This window comes from Microbacterium sp. Root280D1 (assembly GCF_001428975.1).
GTDB lineage: Bacteria > Actinomycetota > Actinomycetes > Actinomycetales > Microbacteriaceae > Microbacterium.
Genome location: NZ_LMJK01000002.1, coordinates 202,829 through 224,883, shown reverse-complemented (window position 1 = coordinate 224,883; position 22,055 = coordinate 202,829). Strand labels below are relative to the sequence as shown.

The window sequence follows — 22,055 nt, the reverse complement described above, 5'->3', positions numbered from 1 at the left end:
GAATGACGACTCCTGGCGCGAATCGAGGGCTCCTCGAGGTCTTCCGGCAACGGCATCTCCTCTCGCTCATCGTGCGCAAGGAAGTCCAGATCCGGTATCGGGGTTCCATCTTCGGCTGGCTGTGGTCGTACGTGAAGCCACTCGTGCAGTTCGTGGTGTTCTTCGTCGCGATCGGCGTGTTCCTCGGCCTGAACGACCGCGTCGACTACTTCCCGATCTATCTGCTCTCGGGCATCACCGTCGTCACCTTCTTCAACGAGGCGTTCTCCAACGGCACCCGGTCCCTGGTCGACAACGCGGCGCTCATCAAGAAGATCTACCTGCCTCGCGAGATGTTCCCGATCGCCAGCATGATGATCGCCGCCGTGAACACGGTGCCGCAGATCATCGTCGTGATCGCCATCTCGCTGTTCTTCGGGTGGGCGCCCACCTTCGCCTCGCTCGGCGCCATCCTTCTCGCACTCGTCATCATCGCCGTGCTCGCCAGTGGCCTCGGGCTCTTCTTCGGGTCGATCAACGTGACGTTCCGCGATGCGCAGAGCTTCGTCGAGATCATCGTGATGGTCGCGATCTGGGCCTCCCCCGTGATGTACGAGTGGACGCAGGTCGCCAATGTCGTACCCGACTGGCTCTTCGTCCTCTATCGACTGAACCCCATCACCGCCGCCGTGGAGCTCTTCCACTACGGCGTCTGGTTCCCGCTCGGGCCTGACGCGTCCCCGCTCCCCGACGTGTGGATGTACGGGCTCATCGCCCTCGTGACGTCTCTCATCGCGCTGGTCATCGGCCAGCTCGTCTTCCGCCGACTGGAGGGCCGCTTTGCCCAAGATCTCTGATGCGCAGCCACTTCCGCGGATCATCATCGACGACGTCCACAAGACGTTCAAGCTCCGGCACACGCATTCGATCAAGGAGACGGCTCTCGCCGCGATCCGTCGCAAGCCGCTGACGACCGACTTCCACGCCCTGGACGGCGTGTCGTTCGACATCCAGCAGGGCGAATCCGTCGCTCTCCTCGGTTTCAACGGATCGGGCAAGTCGACGATGCTCAAGCTGATCTCGGGTGTTCTCGAGCCCGATGCCGGCACCGTGCTCACTCGCGGCCGCATCGCCGGCCTGATCGAGGTCGGCGCGGGGTTCCACCCCGATCTGTCCGGACGCGAGAACATCTTCCTCAACGCCGCGATCCTCGGCATGAGCAAGAAGGAGACCGAGGCTCGGTACGACGAGATCGTCGCGTTCAGCGAGATCGAGCAGTTCATCGACACCGAGGTGAAGCACTATTCGTCCGGCATGTTCCTCAGACTCGCGTTCTCCGTGGCGATCCACACCGAGATGGACGTCCTGCTGATCGACGAGATCCTCTCGGTCGGCGACGAGCCGTTCCAGAAGAAGTGCCTCGCTCGTGTGCGCGAACTGCACGCTGAGGGGAAGACGCTCGTCGTGGTCAGCCACGACCTCAACATGGTCTCGAACCTGTGCGACCGCGGCATCCTGCTCCAGAAGGGCAAAGTGCGCTTCGATGGACCGAGCGCGGAAGCCGTCGAGGTCATGCGCTCCTGAGAGCCCGCTGACGCTGTCGGCGAGCTCGACGACAGCGGTGCCGGTCGTCTCAGAGATCCGCGTGGAGTCCCCACACACGCTCGGCCGCGCCGAGCCAGGAGAACGACCTCGATCGATCCGCGCCGAGCACGCTCAGACGCCGTGCGCCGTCTCCGACCGCATCGACGACGGCCTCGGCCATCTCGGTCGACGGCACGATCGCGCCCCCGTCAGCGATCACATCCCGATGGACTCCGCTGTCGACGGCGACCACCGGCACACCGAGGGTCATGGCCTCGACCGCACGCCATGGCCACGCAGCGCGTGGGCTGGTCGCGACCAGCGCCGACGCCCCGGCGAAGACGGCCGCCCGATCCTCCGTCGACAGTGCGCCACGGATGTGGGCCCGTGCTTCAGGCAGCCCTGCGGCCACTGCGACCTCGACGAGTCGCGGTTCTGCCCCCTCCGGAGCGTCGAGCACGACGGCATCCCTGCCGGATGCGACAGCTGCCCGGAAGCCGTGCTCGAGCGACTGCGCCGATCCGGTGAGCAGCACATATCCTTCCGTCAGGGACAGAGCGGCTCGTCGTTCTCGCGCGTCGAGGGGCATCACCAGAGCAGTTGGGGCGGCCCCAGGGATGACGCGAATCCGTCCGCTCAGCTTCGCGATCTCCGCCAGTCGCTCACCGACCGAGTGGGAGGGCACCACGACGGCATCCGCGTGCTTGACGGCTCGCTTCAGCATCGCCCGCTGCCAGGCGACCACGGACTTGGTGAGCGAATCCGGCTCGTCCCACGCCTGCAGATCCCACAGCGTGACTGTCGTCTGATCGAGGTCGTGCAGGCGGTCGTGACGCACCAGCGGAGCCATCAGGGTCGGCGAGTGGATGAGCCCCCCGCCCACCCCGGGGGCGATGCCCAACTGCCAGGACGCCGCGAGCTCGCGCCGCGCGAGCGACAGTCTGCGCACGTCGACCAGACCCGGGATCTGCACGTCGACGCCCGACGGGACGATGGCCTCGACCTCGCACCCGGAGGGGGCGGTCGAGATGAGCGCAGCGGTGAGGTCCGACGCCGCTGAGGCGTGGTCCGCGTGCACGACATGCGTCAGCTGATCCAGAACAACACGCAGCCGAGCACCCATGCGACAACAGTAATCGCCCACCCGCCCCGAACCTGGGAGCAGCACCGGGTGCGCGGAGGATTGCGGGGCCGTCCGCCGCCGATATCTCGCTTCGTGCTTGAATGCAGGGGTGAGTGACGGACGCCTGCCTGTACGTCGTCGATGGTTGCGGTGGACCATCGGCGCGATCGTGACCCTCGTCGTGCTCGCGATCGGCTGGGTCGGCATCCGTGGGATCGGAGCCGTGAATGATCTGCAGCAGGTCTCGGCCGCGTCGTCGAAGCTCAAGCAGGCGATCGGGCAGGGCGACCTCGACACAGCCGCAACGCTCTCTGCGCGCATCGCTCACCACGCACGGTCCGCGCACGACCTGACATCCGATCCGATCTGGTCAGGCTTCGGTCTGCTGCCCTGGCTCGGACCGAACTTCTCGGCGGTGAGCGACGTCGCCGAGATCGCCGACGACGTCGCGTCGGACGCGCTCGTTCCGGTGCTGGCCGCCGCTGAGGAACTCGATCTGGCGAGTCTGGGCCTCTCGGGTGGCGTCGTGGACCTCACGCCTTTCGCGCAGATCGAGCCCCCGTTGGCTGAGGCGAGTGCCACGCTGACCTCTGCGGAGACGCGAGCGCTTGACATCGACGCGGGCGCGACGATTCCTCCGCTCGCCGATGCCGTGCGAGAGATGCGATCGGCCGTCACGCAGGCTGCCACCGTCGTGGGAGCGCTGCATGGAGCGTCCGCGCTGCTGCCGAGCATGCTCGGCGGAGAGGGTCCCCGCAACTATGTGCTCGCGATGCAGAACAATGCCGAGCTGCGATCGTCCGGCGGCATCATCGGGGCGATCGCCCTGCTGCACGCCGAGAACGGCCGGATCACGCTCGTGCAGCAGGCCTCCGTTCCGGACTTCCCCTCCCTCGACACGCCGCTGCCGTTGAGCGAGTCGACCGTCGCCCTCTTCGAGGACAGCCCCGGTCGGTATATGCAGAACCTGACGAGCATTCCGGACTTCACCGAAGCGGGCCCCGCGATCGCGGCGCGGTGGCAGAACCGATTCGGGCACCCCATCGATGGCGTCATCGCGGTCGACGCCGTGATGACGGAGAACCTCGTCGCAGCCACGGGCCCGCTCACCTTCGGGCCGTTCAGCGCGACGAAAGACACCGTCGTGGGCCTGCTGATCTCGGAGATCTACGCCAGCGTGCCCGATCCGGCGGCGCAGGATGAGATCTTCTCCCAGGCGGCGGGAGCGCTGCTGTCCGCTGCACTGACCGAAGCGGCCCCGAAGGATCTCGTCGCCGCCCTCGCCGAGTCGGCCGACGAGGGACGCATCCGCATCTGGAGCGCGCATGAGGATGAGGAGGCGATCCTGTCGGCGTCGACGCTCGGCGGGGCGCTGCCCGAGGACGGCCCCCAGACCCACGTCGGCGTGCTCTTCAACGACACGACCGGCGGGAAGATGGACTTCTACGCGGACGCGGCCATCACGACGTCGATCGGCACGTGCGACGGCGAACCGACCACGCAGGTGACGGTGACCTGGAAGAACGACGCGCCCGCGGACGCCGGGACGGCGCTGCCGCCATACGTGACCGCTAACGGGTTCTACGGAGTACCCGCCGGGTCGACCAGGACCCTGATCACCGTGTACGGCCCCGAGGGCGCGACCCCGTCTCATATCGATCGCGACGGAGAAGAGGTCAGTGTGCAAACGGCTCTGCTCGGCTCCCGCTCCGCCGTTCAGCACGAGGTGCTGCTGGCTCCGGGCGAATCGTCGACGATCACCGTCGAATATCAGGGAACCGGCGCCGGAGAACGACTGACGGTGGTCGATCACACGCCCATGGTCACCGCACCCGACGTGTCCCGCGAACAACTGCGTTGCGCGTCGTGACTTTCTTGATTCGATGATGTAGGGTCATTCTCACTGGGGAATATCTGAGTTCTGCAATTCTGTCGTGGGGACAGGAAGAGCTCACGCAGTCGGATGCAGGGGTGTATCCGAAGGCGATTCCGCGTGTATTTCTGGGGAGAATCATGCTGAAGAAACTGGCTGCCATCAGCCTTACCGCTGGCGTACTCGTGCTCATGGCACCTGCTGTCGCCTCCGCCTCACCGGTCGTTCCGACCGAGTCCGACTCGTATGCCGGCACGCCGCGGGTGAGCGTCGATGATCCGATCATCGACATCTGCGAAGTGTCCACCGTCGTCTTCGGCGCAGGCTATTTCCTGCCGTCTGAGAACGTCGGAGTGTCGGTCTCTGGCCTCAACGCGGGCGACTCCGCTGTCTCGGGCAACACGGCCGCGGCGGACGGCAGCCTCGTCGTCACCTTCCGCCCGCCGGCCGACGGCGAGGGCTCCTACGCACTCGCCTTCGACGGGTCGCGGTCGTACACGGCGACGATCACCGTCTCGCACGGCCACGATTCGGCGGTGAGCTGCGACCACGATCCCGGTGTCGCGGCCGCGGGCACGGAGCTTCCGCTCACCGGCGGCGGGCTCGAGCTCGCCCTCACGGGCGGCAGCGTCTCGCCGTGGGTTCTCGGAGGTGGGGCAGCTGCTCTGGTGGCTGGTGGAGTTCTCGTCGCCACAGGCGTCACGCGCCGTAAGCGCGCCTAGGTCAGGTCCCCGCTTTCAGCGGGAACCGACTGGACGACGGTGATCCCTCCCCCTCCGATCACCGTCGTCTGGTGAATCCGGTCCTGAACCGGAGGCCCACGGCCGCCACCTTCACTCTCAGGTGGCGGCCGTGGGCTCACTCATGTGCACCGGCCGTTCGAGGGAGAACATCCCGATCGACGTCGCCGATCACGGAGTCGGCGTCGGCGTCTCCGTCGGCGGGTGCAGCGTCTGCCGGACCAGCTCGTGGATGTACCCGTAGTCAGGGGTGTGCTCGTCCACCCCGTTGTCAGGAGTGAGCTCGATCGTGGCGACGGTCTGCTCCCGGGCCTTCGTCATCAGGTCGAAGAACTCGGGCAGCTTGTCCTGAGGCAGATCGGTGCTGATCAGCGCGGTACCCGCGGCGGCCACCTCGTTGAAGCGCGTGAGCACCGTCTGCGGGGTGAACTGCGCGAGGATCGCCTCCTGCAGTTCGCGCTGGCGCTTCATCCGATCCCAGTCGCTCGTCGTGTACCGCGATCGCGCATACCACTGCGCCGTGTCACCGTCCATGTGCTGCTCGCCGACCTCGATCCACCCGATCGCCCATGCGTCGACGTCATACGGGTCGGTGCCCTCGGGTGGGCCACCCTTGGGCAGCCGCTCCGTCACAGTGATGTCCACACCGCCGAGCGCGTCGACGAGCGCAGCGAAGCCGTGCATGTCGACGAAGACGTAGTACGGGATCTCGATGCCGAGAACGCCCTCCGCCGCATCCTTGGTCGCCTCGATGCCGGGATCGGAACCGTGCGATGCGGCGTCCGGGTACAGGCCCGTGCCGTTGTCGTCACGGCAGATCTCTGCGGCATTGCGCACGTGGTTCATCCAGCCGTTCCAGCCGCACGCGCTGGAGCTGTGGCCCTCGAAGCCGTTGGGATACAGAGCCTGCATCGGGCTTCCCTCGCTGAAGGGCGCATTGGGCAGCTCGCGCGGGATCCCGGTGATCGTCACGGCGCCGGTGGTCGCGTTCACCGAGACCACCGAGATGCTGTCGAACCTCATCGAGTCTCGGCCCTCGCCGCTGTCCGCTCCGAGCAGCAGGATGTTGTAATACCCCTCGCTCGGCGGCAGGCTGGGCCCGCTCTGTCCGAAGATCGTACTGATCGTTCCCCGGGCTGTGCCGACGTACGACGCCGCGTATGCCGTTCCGGTTCCGACGAGACCGAGCAGAAGCAGGGCGACGAGTGGGATCGCGAACTTGGACGGGCCCGGAACCCTGACCAGTCGGACGAGCCGCAGCACATCGAAGGTGAGCACCACCCACAGCACGAGGTAGGCGATCAGCAGCACCTGGACGAGAGTCAGGATGACCGCGGAGAACCAGCCTCCGCCCACCGTGAGCCACAGCAGCACAGGACGAGCGAACAGCGCCAGCCCTGCGCCCACGATCACGAGCAGCCATGCGGTCAGCGTCGCCCCGAGACCGAAGCGTCCGAGCCTGCGATTGCCGGCGAGAACCTGGGCAGAACCGGGCACCAGCAGGTTGAGCAGCACCAGCCACCACCCGCGTTTGGTCATCATCCCCGCATCGGCGGTGTTCGGATGCCGGATCGGGCGGCTCTCGATCAGTGGTCGCGCCGTACCTCGCGGCGGCGCAAGGGTCACAGGGACCCCTTCAGCCGATCGTTCTTCTCCTCGACCTGCGCTTCGAGGTCGAGCGCATAGGCCTCGACACGATCGGCGAGGTCATCGTCGGAGGTGCCGAGGATCCGCGCCGCGAGGATGCCCGCGTTGCGCGCTCCCGCTATCGACACCGTCGCGACCGGGATTCCGGCGGGCATCTGCACGATGGAGAGAAGCGAGTCCATCCCGTCGAGGTACGCGAGCGGAACGGGGACTCCGATGACCGGCAACGCGGTCATCGAGGCCAGCATCCCGGGAAGATGAGCGGCCCCGCCGGCACCTGCGATGATCACACGGATGCCGCGACCGCGCGCTTCCCGCGCGTACTGCATGAGCTTGTCGGGGGTGCGGTGCGCCGAGACGACCTCCACCTCGTGCGGGATAGCGAAGTCGCTCAGCGACTGAGAGGCGTCGCTCATCACGCGCCAGTCGGAGTCGGAACCCATGACGACGCCGACGAGGGGCGCGGTGGAGGAGTGCAGTGGCTCAGTCACCCACTCAGGCTACGGTCTGGTGCTGGGAGAAACCCCGAACGGCACACCCCTGACCGCACGCTCAGTCGAAGTGCGCCGCCGCGGCGCGCGCGACGTACACCGCGTCATCGAGGTCGTCGCCCGTCACATTGACGTGCCCGACCTTCCGACCCGGTCGCGGGCTCTTTCCGTAGGTGTGGATCTTCGCCGACGGATGCTCGGACATGGCTCCGGCGAAACGGTCGCCGAGCGTGCCGGTCTGCGGCCCTCCGAGGATGTTCACCATCACGGACCACGCCGCCTGAGGCGCGGTGTCGCCGAGGGGCAGGTCCGCGACAGCGCGCAGGTGCTGTTCGAACTGCCCGGTCACTGCGCCGTCCTGGCTCCAGTGGCCGCTGTTGTGCGGACGCATGGCGAGTTCGTTCACGAGGATGCGCTCATCGTCGGTCTCGAAGAGCTCGACCGCAAGCATCCCGGTGACCCCGAGTCCTTCCGCGATCGATCGACCGATCTCCTCGGCGACCCGGACGAGGCGCTCGGCCGCATGAGGCGCCGGCGCGATCACCTCTGCGCACACGCCCCCGCGCTGCACCGTCTCGACCACCGGGTAGGCGACGATCTGGCCGCCCGGACGACGAGCCACCTGCTGCGCGAGCTCGCGCACGAATCCGACCAGCTCCTCGACCAGCAGCGCCTCGCCGTCGGCGAGCCCGTCGAACCAGTCCTGAGCCTCGCCGGCCTCTCGGACCACGCGGACTCCCTTGCCGTCGTATCCGCCGCGGGGGGTCTTCACGACACCCTGCCCGTCGTGCTCGTCGAGGAATGCCTGCAGCTCGGAGGAGTCGCGCACCGGCGCCCAGTCCGGCTGAGGAACCCCGAGCTCTTCGAGCCTCGCCCTCATCAGGAGCTTGTCCTGGGCGAACTGCAGGGCGTCCGGCCCCGGGTGCACGGCGACCCCGTCGGCGACCAGTGCCCGCAGCACCTCCTGCGGCACATGCTCGTGGTCGAAGGTGACGACGTCCACGTCGCGGACGAACGCGCGGACGACCTCGAGGTCGTGGTAGTCGCCGACCGCGGTCGCGGCGAGCTGCGCGGACATCCCCTCGTCCTCAGCGAGCACCCTCAGCTCGAGTCCGAGCTCGACCGCCGGAGCGATCATCATCCGAGCCAGCTGGCCTCCACCGATCACACCAACGCGCAGCGCCATGGGCCGCCTCCATTTCGTCCTGACCATTCTCGCGCATCAGCGCGGGCGGCGTTCACGCGTCCCGCCCGACGCGGTACCGCGCTCAGAATCCGGCAGTGCCGTCGTGACCTGACTGCGCATCGCGGTGCGCCAGGATCTGGCTCACCTCGATCTGATCGGCCAGTGTCTCGTGCACGAGCGTCACGTTCGGGACATTGGGCAGACGCAACGGCGCATCGACCCCGTTCGAGAGGGTGATCGTTCCGACGCCCCACATCCGCTGGATCATGCCGCGGCGGACGCCGATCGTGTATCCCCGAGCGTGCGACATCTCCCGCCTGTTGCGGGCGCCGATACCGTGATTGACGATGACCCTCCGCGTGGTGAGAGTAACGGAGCGCGAGTACCAGATGACCCAGGGCACGACGACCAACAGGAGGACGATCGCCCCGGCTGCACTCAGCAGCATCCAGTTCTCGAACGGCGCCGGGAGGTTGTCGTAGAAGAAGGACGTCGCACCGAAGACGGCGATGAGCACGAGCGCCGACCAGAAGAGCCTCCGGGCGTGAGTGCGGAACCGGGCGATGAGCAGCTCTTCCGCGGGCGCACCCGGCGGTGGCATCGTCGGCCTTCCGCCGAGAGTCACGGGCTGAGTCACCCCTCCATTGTGCCCGCAACCGCCGACATCGCCGCTCGCGCGCCGGGCGTGTCAGACTCACGCCGGACGGACGTGCACCACATCTCCGGCAGAGATCGATGTCTCGGCACCCTCCCCCTGCACGACGAGCCGACCGTCCACGTCGAGTCCGGTGGCTCTTCCGACGAGGACGGAATCGCCGGGAAGGGAGACCCTGACGTCGAGACCGATCGTGGCGCACCGCTCGGTCGCGGCGGCGTGGAGACCGCTCGAGACGGCGTCGCCCGCTCCCGCGAGCTCGGAGACCAGCTGATCGAGTGCGCGCAGGTAGGTGGCGAGAAGCCTGTCGGCGTCGGCCTCGACGCCGAGGATCGCGAAGGACGTCGCGGTCGGCACCGGAAGCTCCGACCGTGTCATCGCCGTGTTCACACCGGTTCCGACGACGACCGCATCCTGAGTCGCCTGCGCCAGGATTCCGCAGATCTTGCGACCGTCGACCAAGATGTCGTTCGGCCATTTGACCGCCACGTCGTGGTCGGGAAGCTGTTCGGCGATCGCATCCGCCATCGCCACTCCGGCCGCGAGCGGGATCCAGCCTCGCGAATCCGCCGCCGAGGGCAGCCTCCGCAGCAGCACGGAGACGGCGAGCGATGCGCCAGGCGCGGATGTCCAGGAGCGGCCGAGTCTGCCGCGCCCCGCCGTCTGGTTGTCGGTGACGACAACGGACAGGTGCGGCGTCGACGGCGAATCGCGCGCTCGCTCGCTCAAGATGTCGTTCGTCGAGCCTGCTTCGGTCAGCACCTCGAGACATGAGGCGACCGCGGCAGTGAGTGGAAGGTCCACGTCAGACCTCCTCTTCGTCGGCCTCTTCGTCGTCATCGTCCTCATCGGTGCGCACTGCCCCGATCTCGTTCGCCTGCCAACGATCCCACTTCTGCATGAGCTGCGCGATCGCGGCGTGGAACTTCTCTGTGGCCACTCCGGGGGTCGTGTCTCCGAAGTAGTGCTGCACCCACATGCGCAGCCTCGCGATGGCGACCTCGTCGGCACGCACGCGTTCCACCTCGGCGACGATGTCACCCGCAGCGCCTGCGTCGAGCCATTCACAGTCCGACAGGTAGCCGTTGGTGTCGATCGATGCCCTCTCGTCGGCCGGCCGTGTGATCATCAGCGGCTTGCCTACTGCGAGGCGGTCGTAGACCATCGCCGAGATGTCGACGATCGCGACATCGGCGGCGGCCAGCTGCCATCCGAGCTCCGCGCCGTCGTCGTAGACGTGCTGTGCGGACGGATCCGCGGCGTTGGCGGCCGCGATGGCGGCGATGATGCGTCGGTGCGCGGCACCGTACGCGTCGTCGATCACGCCGCTTCGCGGGTGCGGGCGGTAGATCACGCGGTGCCTCTCCGAGGCGAGCAGCGTCGTGACGAGGGTCTCGCCGTGGGTGGCGATCGACCCGTAGTGCGCGCTCGGGCGGTCGCCCTCCCACGTCGGGGCGTAGAGCACCACGGTGCGCTCGTCCGGAACGTACGGCAGCGTGCCCGAGTAGTGGTCGGCCTGCGGCCGGCCGATCTCGATCGTCCGTCGATCGATGTCCCAGTCCCAGAGAGTCCGTGACAGGCGGTCACGGGCAGCCTGTCCTGCGACCAGGGCGTAGTCGTACGCCTTGTACTGATTGGTCGTCATGTACATCTTGTCCGACTCGCCGTGATTGATGAACACGTGCCAGCGCCTGCCGTAGCGGAACATCTGGAAGTTGCGGGTGTTCTGATTCACGTAGAGGACGACACGGATGTCCTGCGTGCTGAGGAAGCGTTCGAGATCACGGATCGTCGGGACGAAGGCGACGGGAGGACCGTCCTCGTCGAGCAGCTTGTCGGCGCCCGTCGCCGACCGGGACAGCACGACGACGGGCCAGTGCTTCGACAGCTCCACGAGAGGGCGATACCACTGCCGCATCTGGTACATGTTCACGTCGCCGTCGGCGAAGTACACCGCCACCTGGTAGTGCTCCGGCGGGTGCGGTTCGCGCTCGGCGAGGCGCCGCCGCACTCGCTGCACAGCCTTGCGCGAGGCGAGCGCCCGCTTCAGCAGACGGTAGGCCTTCTTCGCATCGGACACAGCACCCATCCCTCCAGGATACCGAGTGCGGCGGCTCGCCCCGCCTGACGCCTTCCGAGATCACCGGTGCCGGGAATCAGCGAACGCGCGAGAAGCGCATGCCATGATCGTCATGTGCCTGACAACGACATCGCCGCCCCGGAGAACGGAGTGTCTTTCGTCATGCCCGTGCTCAACGAGCGCGCCTATCTGGAGCACGCAGTCGCCTCCGTGCTCCAGCAGGAGCTCACTGTCCCGGCCGAGCTGGTGCTCGCGCTCGGGCCTTCCACCGACGGCACGACGGAGCTCGCCCAACGCCTGGCCGCCGGGGACGCGCGGATCCGGCTCGTCGACAACCCCGCAGCTCACATCCCGGTCGGATTGAACGCCGCGATCCGGGCCAGCCGCTTCGCGACGATCGTCCGCGTCGACGCCCATTCCGAACTCGCTCCGGGCTATGCGGCCCTCGCCCTCGCGACTCTCGAACGCACGGGTGCCGCGAACGTCGGCGGTGTGATGCGCGCTGACGGGCGCACGCCGTTCCAGACCTCCGTCGCGCGCCTCTACAACTCCCCCGTCGGCCTCGGCGGGGGGGCCTATCACGGGGGCACCCACGAGGGCGAGGCCGAATCCGCCTACCTCGGCGTCATGCGTCGGTCGGTGCTCGACGAGGTCGGGCTCTTCGACGAGTCGATACGTCGCGGAGAGGACTGGGAGCTCAACCTCCGCATCCGCCAGGCAGGACATCTCGTCTGGTTCGATCCCGATCTCTCGGTGACCTACTGGCCTCGCGAGAGCTGGCTGCGGCTCGCCCGTCAGTTCCGGGCCACGGGCGCGTGGCGCGGCGAACTCGTGCGACGATACGGACGCCGCAACGGCATCCGGTACTTCGCTCCCCCGGCGCTCGTCGTCCTCGTCGCGGCCGCTCTCCTCACCGGCGTCCTGCAGCTGACCGGCATCCTCTCCGGCGCTCTCTCGCTCGTCGTCGGGGCTGTGGTCTATCTGCCGCTGGTGGCGTATCTGCTGCTCGTGGTGGGCGTCGCCTGCCTTCCCGGCGGTGGCGGGCTGCGCCAGAGACTGTGGACACTGCTGGTTCTGCCCACCATGCACCTCTCCTGGGGCCTCGGCTTCATCGAGGGCGTGCTGCGCGGCGCTCGCGACACGGTCGACGCGTCCCGACTCGGCACCCGCAACACGCCACTCCCCTGACGCGCCGCACCGCCGACCGGCTCACCGGGTGACGTACCCCTGGTCCAGGATCCGCGCGACGACCCGCTCGGCGGAGCGACCGTCATCCCGCGGGTTGAACTGCGCCCGCCAGGCACGATATCGCTCGGCATAGACGTTCCCGTGCTCGCCGTCGGCGAGTGCCGCGACCAGTTCATCCTGCGTGCGGACCAGAGGGCCGGGGGCGCGGGTCTCGAGATCGAAGTAGAACCCACGGAGCTCTCCGCGATAGTGGTCGAGGTCGGGCACGAGGAAGAACATCGGCTTGCCCGTGACACTGAAATCGAACATCACCGAGGAATAGTCGGTGATCAACACGTCGGCGGCGAGCAGAAGCTGCGAGGTCTCGGGGTATCCGGTGACGTCGATCACGCGAGCGCCCGCTCGGTCCCGTCCCGTGTCGATCGTTCGCGAGTGGCCGCGCACGAGCACGACGGAGTCCGTCTGCCTCGCGAGCTCCTCCGCGTCGATGAAGTCGACCATCTCGGGTCGGTCGTCGCGCCAGGTGGGCGCATACAGCAGCACGCGCTCGCCGTCGGCGATGCCCAGGTCCGCGCGGATCGCTGCGGCATCCCCGGTGACCAGAGCGTCGTTCCGCGGATACCCCTCGACCCAGATGGGCCGTCCGAAGAATGCGTACGCCTTGCGGAGAATGCGCTCGGAGTAGGTGTTCTGTGCCAGGAGCACGTCCCAGCGTCGAGACTCCTTGATGACCGCCGCCATCCGTCGAGGAGCGAACCCCGGACGATGCAGCGCCAGCCGCTTCAGGGGCGTGCCGTGCCAGGTCTGCAGCACCTTCTGGCCGGGCTTGCGGGCGAAGCGGCGGCGCAGCCAGTCGTTGACCACGAGCAGGCGGGATGCCGCGCGGGCACGCCACCACTCCGGGCTGCCTTCGACCACCGCGATCGCCCCGTCGGGAACCGCCACCGACAGGTCGACCACACTCCAGTAGCGCGTGACGTCCGGCGCCTGCGCGTACAAGGCGCGGTCGATCGCCTGCGGGTTGCAGCCGACGGCACGTCCGTAGAAGCTCTCGAAGAAGACGGCGTTCTCGGTCGCCCCGGGATGCGCGAGGTAGCGGCCCTCGAGCGTCGCCTGCCCCTCGCTCGTCTCATAGGCGGGATCGATCGGGGCCGCGATGCGCACGGTCGTCCCGTCGACGGCGACGCGCACGCCGGTCAGCACCTCCGCTGCGACGAGGAGATCACCGAGCTCCACGTCTGCAATGTGCAGCTCGTAGTCCCCAGTCGGCAGGGGGAGCTCAGGGCCGCCCCACCGTGCCGCGCGCAGCGGGAACGTCGCCTTCCAGGTCTTGCCTCCGCCGGTGATGCGCGCGGCGACCCGGGCGCGCGGCCCGATCAGCTCGGCGGTGGTGGGGCGCTGGCCGGCGCCTGCGATGACCAGCGTCTCTGCCGCCTCATCGATCCGGGCCGTGGTCATGCTGCTCCCTTCGGCGCGGGGATCCCCCGCGCACGGATTGTCTCGTAGACGCGCCGGGTGTTGCCGCCGTCGCGGAAGGCGTGCATCTCCGCGCTGAGCGTACCCGAACGCTCGGCGCGTGCAGAGAAGAGGTCCTCGTCGTCCAGAAGTGCAGACAGCTGCGGCAAGAGCGAGTCCCAGCCGGTCGCGGCGTCGTCGCCGGCGACGTCCTGGAACCGACCGTAGAAGCCTCTCGTCCGCGCGTAGTCCTCGGCGTCGGGAGCGAGGAACAGCACCGGCATTCTCAAGAGTCCCACGTCGTACGCCATCGAGGAGTAGTCGGTGATGAGCACATCGATCGCCGGCAGCACCGGCGTGACGTCGGTCAGCAGGCCGGAGCCGAGCATCCGCACCCTTCTGCTGGGCAGCGGAGGCGCATACCCGCCCTCTCCGAGCGGGTGGGAGCGAACGAGCAGCACGGCATCCCGCTGCTCGAGCATCTGGATGATCCGCACCCACTGAGTCGCCGACGGGACTGCCGGATCATCGGCTCCGTCGCGCCAGGTCGGGGCGTAGAGGATCGTCCGAGATGCGGTCGGCAATTCGCCGACGACGCGCGCCAGCGCATCGGACGCGGCGGCCCGACGCTCGGTCGGGTCGCCTGCGGACAGCACGTCGACGCGCGGCTCGCCTGTGACGACGACGCGGCCGTCGCCGAGCGCGAAGGCCGACTCGAGCCGACCCCTCGACCGGTGGGATGCGGCCGGGAAGACTCGGATCCGCTGAGCGGCTCGGCGGTACAGGAAGCCGACGAGACGACGCAGCAGCGGCGCACCGGGGACGTCCGGGACCTGCGTGGTCGCGGGTGAGTCCAATCCGATCCGCTTGAGGGGAATGCCGTGCCAGAGCTGCACGACGAAGGCACCGGACACCGCATAGCGGTTGACGTCGCCGAGGCCGTGCGTGACGACGACGACGCGGGCACGCGCCGTCGCCCACCACCCTCGTAGGCTGCCCTTGCGCATCGTGCGGAGGCCGAGCGCCGCGGCATCGCGGTCTTCCCGATCGGAGGACGTGAGCCACACGGTGTCGTGCCCCTCAGCTGCGGCGACACGGTGCAGGGCGAGAGCCCCATCCCCGACGCCTGCACCGCACCCGAACACCCATCGGGCGCCTCGCGGAATCACGAGGGTGCCGGCGCGTCCGGCGAGATAGAGCGGTATCCGAAGCAGCTTGGCCGCATTGCCGGAGCCGAAAGAGAAGGACGCCACCCCGCGAGCCTATCGCGGGGTGGCGTCCTTCTCGGTGAGCACGGTTGCCGGAGTCAGCCGGCGAGGTCGCCCAGGGTCACATCGGCCTCGTATTCCTTGCCGCCACGGATGTACGTGACCTTCGCGTCGCTGCCCCCGGCTGCCGCCCGCACCTGCGCCGTGAGGTCGCTGGCGCTCGTGATGGGCACGCCGTTGAACGCGGTCACGATGTCATCGGCCTTCAGCCCGCCGGCCGCGGCGGCGCCGCCACCGGTGACATCCGCGATGTAGGCACCCGACACGTCGGCATCCTTGACGCTGGCCGCATCCTGCACCGACGCCCCGAGCAGGCCATGGGTGGCTGCGCCGTCGGCGATGATCTCCTCCGACACCCGCTGAGCGATGTTCGCGGGGATGGCGAAGCCGATCCCGATGGATCCCGACTCCTCCGAGCTCCCGGAGCTCGCGATCGCGACGTTGATGCCGATGAGCTCGCCCTTGCTGTTCACGAGCGCGCCGCCGGAGTTGCCGTGGTTGATGGCGGCATCCGTCTGGATCACGGCGATCGAGATCGACTCCGACGTCTGCTGCGAGGTGTTGCCGGGCAGATCGAACTGGAACGGGCCCTCGCCCTCCTCAGGCGTCTGCTGCTCGTTCTGCGGAGCATCTTCCGAGGACGAGTCCGGAAGCGCCGACGACGCGATCTGGATGCTGCGGTTCAGAGCACTGACGATTCCGGTCGTGACCGAGTTCGACAGGCCGAGCGGCGCGCCCAGAGCCACCGCGGTGTCCCCCACGTTGAGCTTGGAGGAGTCTGCGAAGTCGATCGGGGTGAGATCTGTCGCGTCCTCGAGCTTGATGACGGCGAGGTCGTAGATCGGGTCGGTCCCGACGACGGTCGCCGAGAAGATGCGGCCGTCCGACGTGGTGACGCGGATCGTGGGATCGGCGACTGCGCCGCCGAGCGTCACCACGTGAGTGTTCGTGAGCACGTAGCCGTCGTCGCTGATGATGACGCCCGATCCGCTGCCGCCCTGATCGGAGCCGGCCACCTCGATGGTGACGACCGACGGGAGCGCCGCGGTCGCGACGGCCGTCGTCTCGTTGACGGAGCCGGGGTTGTTGACGGTGATGGTCTCGGGACCCTGGGCGACGCCCGTCGAACCCTGGTCGGAGATCCCGTTGAGGATCGCTCCGCCGCCGAAGCCCGCGACACCGCCGACGAGCGCAGCCGCCACGACGATCGCGGCGAACTTCACTCCGGCGCGCGGCTTCTGCTCTTTGACCTTGACGGAGCCGTCGACCGGCTGCCCGGGCTGCGCTCCGGTGTGCAGACCGAACGCCGCACCGGGAGAGGCCGCGGCCGGTCCGCCGACCGGGCCCGATGCGTGGCCAGGGTGGTGTCCCGGCGCTCCGAGGTACTGCTGCGGGACGGTCTGGGCGTCCGGCGCCACCGGGGCGGTCGGCGCCTCGAATGCCGGCGCGGGTGACGATGTGAACGTCGCGGGAACGTGGTGTCCCTGATATGGCCCCGGGGCGGCGACGATGCCGGGGGTCTGAGCGGCGGCATCCGTCGTCGAACGGTCGACGACCTCTGCTGCCTCGGTGGACGGCGCTGCGTCATTCGACGCAGGTGCCGTGTGGTCCTGGGTGCTGTCTTCGTTCATGGTGTGTGCTCCTTCAACAACGCCCTCTCAGAGTGACGCCTGTATCTGTGCGTTTCGTATGGCGAAGATGAGTTTCACCTATGGCCTTAGCCTGTTCTTCATGAGTGTCATCCCCGGCGCATGGCGGCGCACGGCAGCGGGAGCCGGTCTGCTCGCACCAGACGGAACCGTCGCGCCCACCATCTTCGCAGAGATGTCCGCTGCTGCGGCCCGAACCGGTGCGATCAATCTCGGCCAGGGCTTCCCCGACGAGGATGGTCCTGCAGAGGTGCTCGACGCTGCCAGGGACGCGATCTCCCGCGGGGTGAACCAGTACCCGCCCGGAAGAGGGAACCCCGACCTGCTCGCCGCGATCAGCGAACACCAGCGGCGCTTCTACGGGCTCGAGGTCGACCCCTCCACAGAGGTGATCGTGACGGCCGGTGCCACCGAGGCGCTGACCGCGACGCTGCTCGCCCTCATCGACGGTCCTGACGACGAGGTCGTCGTCTTCGAGCCGTACTACGACTCCTACGCGGCGGCGGTCGCTCTCGCCGGCGCACGACTGCGCACGGTGCCGTTGCGAGCACCGGACTTCCAGCCCGATTTGGAGCAGCTGGCGGCCGCGGTGTCCGACCGCACGCGCATCATCCTGGTCAATGACCCCCACAACCCCACCGGAGCCGTCTTCGGTCGCGAGGTGCTCTCGGAGGTCGTCCGTCTCGCCGACCTGCACGATGCGATCATCGTCACCGACGAGGTCTACGAGCATCTCGCTTTCCAGATCCCGCACACCCCCGTCGCCACCCTGCCGGGTGCCGCCGAGCGCACGCTCACGATCTCGTCGGCAGGCAAGACGTTCTCCGCGACCGGCTGGAAGATCGGCTGGGTGCACGGCCCCGCCGATCTCATCACCGCTGTGCTGACCGTGAAGCAGTATCTGACATACGTGAACGGCTCGCCGTTCCAGCCGGCGATCGCCGTGGGTCTGCGCCTCGGAGATGCGTTCTTCGCGGATGCCGCGTCGACGCTGGCGCGCAAGCACGAGATACTCGGCGCCGGCCTGCGCGCCGCCGGGTTCACCGTGCATCCGCCCCAGGGCGGCTATTTCACGGTGGCCGACGCGTCAGCGCTCGGCGGAGCGGATGCCGCGGAGTTCTGCCGCGCACTTCCCGAACGCGCAGGAGTGGTCGCGATCCCGCTGACCGCCTTCGTGTCGCAGTCACGCCGACGCGAGTACGCCGGGCTCGTCCGCTTCGCGGCGTGCAAACGCGTCGAGATCCTGGAGGACGCGGCGACGAGGCTCGCGACGAGCTTCTGAACGCTCTCGTTCAGCGCGGACCGACGGCGTATCGGCGCCCGCGCAGGGACGGGTTCACTGCCCGCACGCGATCGATCGTGCTCCGCTCGACTGTCGCGACCGCGATGCCCTCGTTCGTTCCCACCCCGGCGAGCACGACGCCCTGCGGATCGACGATCTGCGAGTGCCCGACGCCGATCGGGGTCGGGTGGTCGGCGGCGATCACGTACGCGGTGTTCTCGATGGCGCGTGCCGCCAGCAGCGTGGTCCAGTGGTGCTCCTTGAGCGGACCGCGGACCCACTCGGCCGGCACCACCAGGGCGTCGGCGCCGGCATCCATCAGAGTGCGCGACACCTCGGGGAATCGCAGGTCGTAACAGGTCATCAGTCCGAATCGGATGCCCGCGAGCTCGAACGTCGCCGCTCCCCCGACCTCCCCCGCCTCGACCCAGTCGGACTCGGTCTGGCCGAAGGCGTCATACAGGTGCTGCTTGCGATAGGTCGCGAGGATGCCGTCGCCGCGCACCGCGACCACCGTGTTCCTCACATGAGCGGCGTCCGAGGCCTGCTCGGCCAGCCCCGCCACGATCACCACCGCGTAGTCGGAGGCCAGCGCAGTCAGTGTCGACACGAACTCACCATCGAGTGGCTCCGCGTTCTCGGCGAGAGTGGCGTCCATCGGATCCACGAAGTAGCTCGAGTACTCGGGGAACACGACCAGCCTGGCACCGCGTGCGGCGGCCTCCGCCGTCAGCTCCGCGATCCGATCCCGGTTGGCCGCACGGGAGGCGGTGGGGGCGAACTGACAGACGGCGACGGGCACAGCGACGGGCACGGCGGGGGTCTCTGGCATGCTCCCATCCTCTCGCACACGCGTCCTCGCGGCTCGATTCGCGCACTCCTGATTCGCGTGTTAGGCTATTGATCGTGCCGCGGGGTGGAGCAGTTCGGTAGCTCGCCGGGCTCATAACCCGGAGGTCGCAGGTTCAAATCCTGTCCCCGCAACGAGAATGCGACACACGAAAGGCCCCTGATCGGGAGATATTCCGATCAGGGGCCTTTCGCATGTGTACCTCACGCCGGCCTCGCAGCCGAGCGACATCGAGATCGCTCGGCTGCGAAGGATCAGCGGTAGCTGAGTGTGAGCTCAGGACCGGTCGGCTCGACGAACTTGACTCGGACGCTGCCCAGCGCCGCCGCGCCGGCCGCGACGTAGCTCATCACGACGCGGTCCCTGTTCGCGGTTCCGCCGTCCGGCAGGATGAGAACGCGCGCGACCGAGAGCGCGTCCACGAAGTCACCCGCCGAGGCGCCCCCGACCCGGCCCTGTTCCCAGGTGCGGAAGACACTCGCCGCGGGTGAGCTGTCGCGCTGCACTCCCTCGGAGATGGTGGTGCGCGCCATCTCGTCGAGGAAGGCGAGATTGTCGAGAACCATATCGACGTCGTTGAGGACGGACTCGTCGAAGCGGTCCGGATAGTCGATCTCGATGCGCACCTGCACATCGTCTCCGTCGAACGGCACCGAGCCGTTCATCGCGCCTCCTCCGGTTCCGCCGTCGAGGGTGATCTGTCCGAGATGACGGCTCTCCATCAGCTCACACCCCCAGATTCGCACTGAGGATCTCTTCGGCAAGGAGGCGCGAGACCTCCTGCGAAGCCGCGGAATCCGACGAGAAGAAGTCCTCCACAGTCGCGTCGAACAGCTGATGTCCTCGGGCATACTCGGCCACGGTGAGGGCCAGGCAGCGCGCCGTCAGCGCGTAGAGGTCGCTCGCCGCGTAATGCGTGCCGTTCGACGAGCGCCCGACGCCGGCGCCGCGGGGAGTCGGGTTCGACGCCGGCGCGCTGCCGAGCGCCGCCGCGGCACTGGCGAGCTCCGTATCGATCCGGCCCATGCTGTTCGACACCACGGTCGCATTGCTCCTGTCCATGCTCATCGTGCCGTCACCGACCGGGTACGGGCCGAGAGCGAACGCGTCCAGATTGTAGGTGGCGTTGTCGGAGCGGATGATGCTCGCGGCTTCGGTCATCGCGTCGTTGAGCTCGTTCTCCTGCTTCTCGAGCGCCTTGTCGAGATTGCCGAGCGCCTCGTCGAGAGACGACAGGATGTCGGAATAGGTGTTGCCCTCGATGACGACGTTGCGGGCGATCCCCTGCACGGCGCTGCTGGCCGCGCCGGCGATTCCCGAGAGCACGGCTGCTGCGGCCACCGTGCCCGTGCCGGCCGTCACGATCGCGGATACGACGCCCGCCACCGCTCCGACGACGGTCAGCACGAGCGTCCCGTTGGCCGCAGCGGCGTTCCCCGCCTTCTGGTCCCAGGCGGCGCGAGCGCTGTCGCAGATCGACACGACGTCCTGTCGCGCGGCGGGCCACATGGCGGCCTGAGCGCTGTAGTTGAGCTGGAGGATCACGCATGCGTCCCCCAGGCCGTGGGTGACGGACTGGAACTGGATGTAGTACTTGTCGATGAACGCGGGCTTGAAGCTGCCCTCGATCTTGTTCGCCATCATCTCGTGCACCGAGTCGTTGGCTGTGCCGATCGCACCGGTGTTCTGCACCGACGCACCCGCGCCCGAGGTGCCGAGGATCGCGGCTGCCGCCGAGGTCGCACTCGCCGGCGCCTCGCAGGCGTCGCCGCCGTCCGGCAGATCAAGCCACTTCGACACGCGGGCATCGATCGCGGCCCGGATGTCGTCGAAAGCCGGTGCGACCGAGTGGTTCACGCCGTTGCCGTCGCCCCCACCCTCGCCTGCGGCATTCGGCCGGTTGTAGAAGTTGAGCATGAAGCCCCACTTCGCGTAGATCTGGTCATTTCCCCAGTTCGGGTGAAAGCCCTGGTCCGCCATGAAACAGTCGATCGCGGCGCGCTTCATCTTGCCGATGATGTCCGGCAACTCCGAATAGTCAGGCATATCTCGATCCCCTCCAGTCTCGATTTCCGTCAAGTGCCGCCCGGACATCTCTCGACGCGTCGGGACGGCTCCACCGAGAGACTAATCGATTCCCGGACTCCTTCGCTCGCGACAGGACGACACCCGCATCGCCCGCGGATCCACTCGTTAGACTGTCCCACCGAACGGCGCGACCGTCGACGGCGGCGCGGTCGGTGGAAACAATGACCCGGAGGTCCATCATGACGCAGACTCCCGACAGCGCCGCGCGGAAACGTCCCGCGCTCGCATCAGGCTCATCGCGGCGCGCGATCGTCAGCCTCTGGATCGGCGCCGTGGCTCTGCTGATCTCCGTCGCATTGATCGTGCTCCTCGTGCCCGTACCGGCCCTGCTCCCGGTCGCAGCAGCCGCCGCGCTGCTGGCGATCGTCGCTCTCCTGCTGGGCGGTCGAGCGAGACGCTCCGCGGTCGCTCGCACGGGAACGGCGGCCGTCGTCGTCGCAGCGGTCGCCCTCATGGTCGATCTCATTCTCGTCGTCGTGATGGCAGTCGGCGTCCTCGCCGGCAACGGCCTCAACCACGTCGAGGTGCGCGCCACGGGCGGACCCACATTCACGGTCTCCTTCGCCGATGACACACAGGCGTACGACGAGGAGTGGGCCTCCAGCGGCTGGAAGCAGTACACGACGACCGGCGATTCGGCGGAGATCGTCGTCACCGCCCCGGACGACGACACGGACTCGACCGTGAGCTGTCAGATTCTGTGGAACGACGAGCTGGTCGTCGAGCAGAGCGGCACGGGCTCCGTGACCTGCCGCTACGACGCGGACTGACCGACCGGACTGATCGGCGCGGACGGATCGCGGCGGCGTCAGCGGACTGCTCGTCGCGCCCGTCGCCTGCCTCCGCGGGCGCCGGCAGAAACGGACGATGCCGCCCCTCGCGAACGAGGGACGGCATCGTGTGCAGACGGGGCCGGG

At 68.1% G+C, this 22,055-nt stretch carries 20 protein-coding genes and 1 tRNA gene; 8 read left to right on the top strand and 13 right to left on the bottom strand.

What is annotated here, in order from left to right; all coding sequences use genetic code 11:
• Positions 1-2 precede the first annotated feature (2 nt).
• Complete coding sequence (locus tag ASE34_RS07170; RefSeq protein WP_053099057.1) at positions 3-836, top strand: ABC transporter permease; 834 nt, start codon at positions 3-5, stop codon at positions 834-836.
• Positions 820-1,563, top strand: coding sequence for an ABC transporter ATP-binding protein (locus ASE34_RS07165; protein ID WP_053095621.1), 744 nt, complete (start codon positions 820-822; stop codon positions 1,561-1,563). The genes ASE34_RS07170 and ASE34_RS07165 overlap by 17 nt, the downstream gene beginning before the upstream one ends.
• 49 nt (positions 1,564-1,612) lie before the next feature.
• On the opposite strand, the gene ASE34_RS07160 is transcribed toward ASE34_RS07165, so the two are convergent.
• Positions 1,613-2,686, bottom strand: coding sequence for a glycosyltransferase (locus ASE34_RS07160; protein WP_056278148.1), 1,074 nt, complete (start codon positions 2,684-2,686; stop codon positions 1,613-1,615).
• 109 nt (positions 2,687-2,795) lie between these two features.
• On the opposite strand from ASE34_RS07160, the gene ASE34_RS07155 reads away from it, so the two are divergent.
• Together ASE34_RS07155 and ASE34_RS07150 are read left to right on the top strand one after the other, a co-directional pair.
• On the top strand, positions 2,796-4,556 hold the full coding sequence (locus tag ASE34_RS07155) for a DUF4012 domain-containing protein (protein WP_053095619.1): 1,761 nt from the start codon (positions 2,796-2,798) through the stop codon (positions 4,554-4,556).
• A gap of 143 nt (positions 4,557-4,699) precedes the next feature.
• Complete coding sequence (locus ASE34_RS07150; protein WP_053095618.1) at positions 4,700-5,281, top strand: hypothetical protein; 582 nt, start codon at positions 4,700-4,702, stop codon at positions 5,279-5,281.
• A gap of 189 nt (positions 5,282-5,470) precedes the next feature.
• Here the strand turns inward: ASE34_RS07150 and ASE34_RS07145 are convergent, their stop codons facing one another.
• The 6 genes from ASE34_RS07145 to ASE34_RS07120 form a co-directional block, all read right to left on the bottom strand.
• On the bottom strand, positions 5,471-6,841 hold the full coding sequence (locus ASE34_RS07145) for an LCP family protein (RefSeq protein WP_222839157.1): 1,371 nt from the start codon (positions 6,839-6,841) through the stop codon (positions 5,471-5,473).
• Between the two features lie 80 nt (positions 6,842-6,921).
• Positions 6,922-7,389, bottom strand: a complete 468-nt coding sequence (gene purE, locus ASE34_RS07140; RefSeq protein ID WP_053099056.1) for a 5-(carboxyamino)imidazole ribonucleotide mutase — start codon at positions 7,387-7,389, stop codon at positions 6,922-6,924.
• Between the two features lie 109 nt (positions 7,390-7,498).
• Entirely contained in the window at positions 7,499-8,623 is a 1,125-nt protein-coding gene (locus ASE34_RS07135; RefSeq protein ID WP_053095616.1) for a 5-(carboxyamino)imidazole ribonucleotide synthase, read from the bottom strand.
• Between the two features lie 82 nt (positions 8,624-8,705).
• On the bottom strand, positions 8,706-9,260 hold the full coding sequence (locus ASE34_RS07130; RefSeq protein WP_056278146.1) for a PH domain-containing protein: 555 nt from the start codon (positions 9,258-9,260) through the stop codon (positions 8,706-8,708).
• A gap of 57 nt (positions 9,261-9,317) precedes the next feature.
• Entirely contained in the window at positions 9,318-10,082 is a 765-nt protein-coding gene (locus ASE34_RS07125; RefSeq protein WP_230100650.1) for a biotin--[acetyl-CoA-carboxylase] ligase, read from the bottom strand.
• Position 10,083: 1 nt separating this feature from the next.
• Positions 10,084-11,367, bottom strand: a complete 1,284-nt coding sequence (locus ASE34_RS07120; protein WP_056278141.1) for a CDP-glycerol glycerophosphotransferase family protein — start codon at positions 11,365-11,367, stop codon at positions 10,084-10,086.
• Positions 11,368-11,520: 153 nt separating this feature from the next.
• Between ASE34_RS07120 and ASE34_RS07115 the strand changes: the two genes are divergently transcribed.
• Positions 11,521-12,546: a glycosyltransferase gene (locus ASE34_RS07115; protein ID WP_053099055.1), complete on the top strand. Its 1,026-nt coding sequence runs from the start codon at positions 11,521-11,523 to the stop codon at positions 12,544-12,546.
• 21 nt (positions 12,547-12,567) lie between these two features.
• On the opposite strand, the gene ASE34_RS07110 is transcribed toward ASE34_RS07115, so the two are convergent.
• The 3 genes from ASE34_RS07110 to ASE34_RS07100 are packed head-to-tail and all read right to left on the bottom strand — an operon-like array spanning position 12,568 to position 16,900.
• Positions 12,568-14,004: a CDP-glycerol glycerophosphotransferase family protein gene (locus ASE34_RS07110; RefSeq protein ID WP_056278138.1), complete on the bottom strand. Its 1,437-nt coding sequence runs from the start codon at positions 14,002-14,004 to the stop codon at positions 12,568-12,570.
• Positions 14,001-15,254 carry a CDP-glycerol glycerophosphotransferase family protein gene (locus ASE34_RS07105; RefSeq protein ID WP_056278135.1) on the bottom strand — a complete coding sequence of 418 codons (1,254 nt, stop codon included), beginning with the start codon at positions 15,252-15,254 and terminating at the stop codon, positions 14,001-14,003. Before ASE34_RS07105 ends, ASE34_RS07110 begins: the two co-directional genes overlap by 4 nt.
• 53 nt (positions 15,255-15,307) lie before the next feature.
• A complete protein-coding gene (locus ASE34_RS07100; RefSeq protein ID WP_082586551.1) occupies positions 15,308-16,900 on the bottom strand; it encodes a S1C family serine protease in 1,593 nt (530 codons plus the stop codon).
• A gap of 100 nt (positions 16,901-17,000) precedes the next feature.
• Here ASE34_RS07100 and ASE34_RS07095 point away from each other — a divergent pair, with 100 nt between their 5' ends.
• Positions 17,001-18,200, top strand: a complete 1,200-nt coding sequence (locus ASE34_RS07095; protein WP_056278132.1) for an aminotransferase class I/II-fold pyridoxal phosphate-dependent enzyme — start codon at positions 17,001-17,003, stop codon at positions 18,198-18,200.
• A gap of 10 nt (positions 18,201-18,210) precedes the next feature.
• On the opposite strand, the gene ASE34_RS07090 is transcribed toward ASE34_RS07095, so the two are convergent.
• The gene (locus tag ASE34_RS07090; protein WP_056278131.1) at positions 18,211-19,032 is read right to left on the bottom strand and encodes a carbon-nitrogen hydrolase family protein; all 822 of its coding nucleotides are present in this window, start codon (positions 19,030-19,032) and stop codon (positions 18,211-18,213) included.
• A gap of 78 nt (positions 19,033-19,110) precedes the next feature.
• On the opposite strand from ASE34_RS07090, the gene ASE34_RS07085 reads away from it, so the two are divergent.
• Positions 19,111-19,184, top strand: a tRNA-Met gene (locus ASE34_RS07085).
• Between the two features lie 120 nt (positions 19,185-19,304).
• On the opposite strand, the gene ASE34_RS07080 is transcribed toward ASE34_RS07085, so the two are convergent.
• Both ASE34_RS07080 and ASE34_RS07075 read right to left on the bottom strand, forming a co-directional pair.
• The gene (locus ASE34_RS07080) at positions 19,305-19,772 is read right to left on the bottom strand and encodes a hypothetical protein (RefSeq protein ID WP_053095607.1); all 468 of its coding nucleotides are present in this window, start codon (positions 19,770-19,772) and stop codon (positions 19,305-19,307) included.
• A 4-nt stretch (positions 19,773-19,776) separates the two neighbouring features.
• Positions 19,777-21,096 (bottom strand): hypothetical protein, encoded by a 1,320-nt coding sequence (locus ASE34_RS07075; RefSeq protein ID WP_053095606.1) that lies wholly within the window; start codon positions 21,094-21,096, stop codon positions 19,777-19,779.
• 221 nt (positions 21,097-21,317) lie between these two features.
• Here ASE34_RS07075 and ASE34_RS07070 point away from each other — a divergent pair, with 221 nt between their 5' ends.
• Positions 21,318-21,908 carry a hypothetical protein gene (locus ASE34_RS07070; RefSeq protein WP_056278129.1) on the top strand — a complete coding sequence of 197 codons (591 nt, stop codon included), beginning with the start codon at positions 21,318-21,320 and terminating at the stop codon, positions 21,906-21,908.
• The last annotated feature ends 147 nt before the right edge of the window (positions 21,909-22,055 follow it).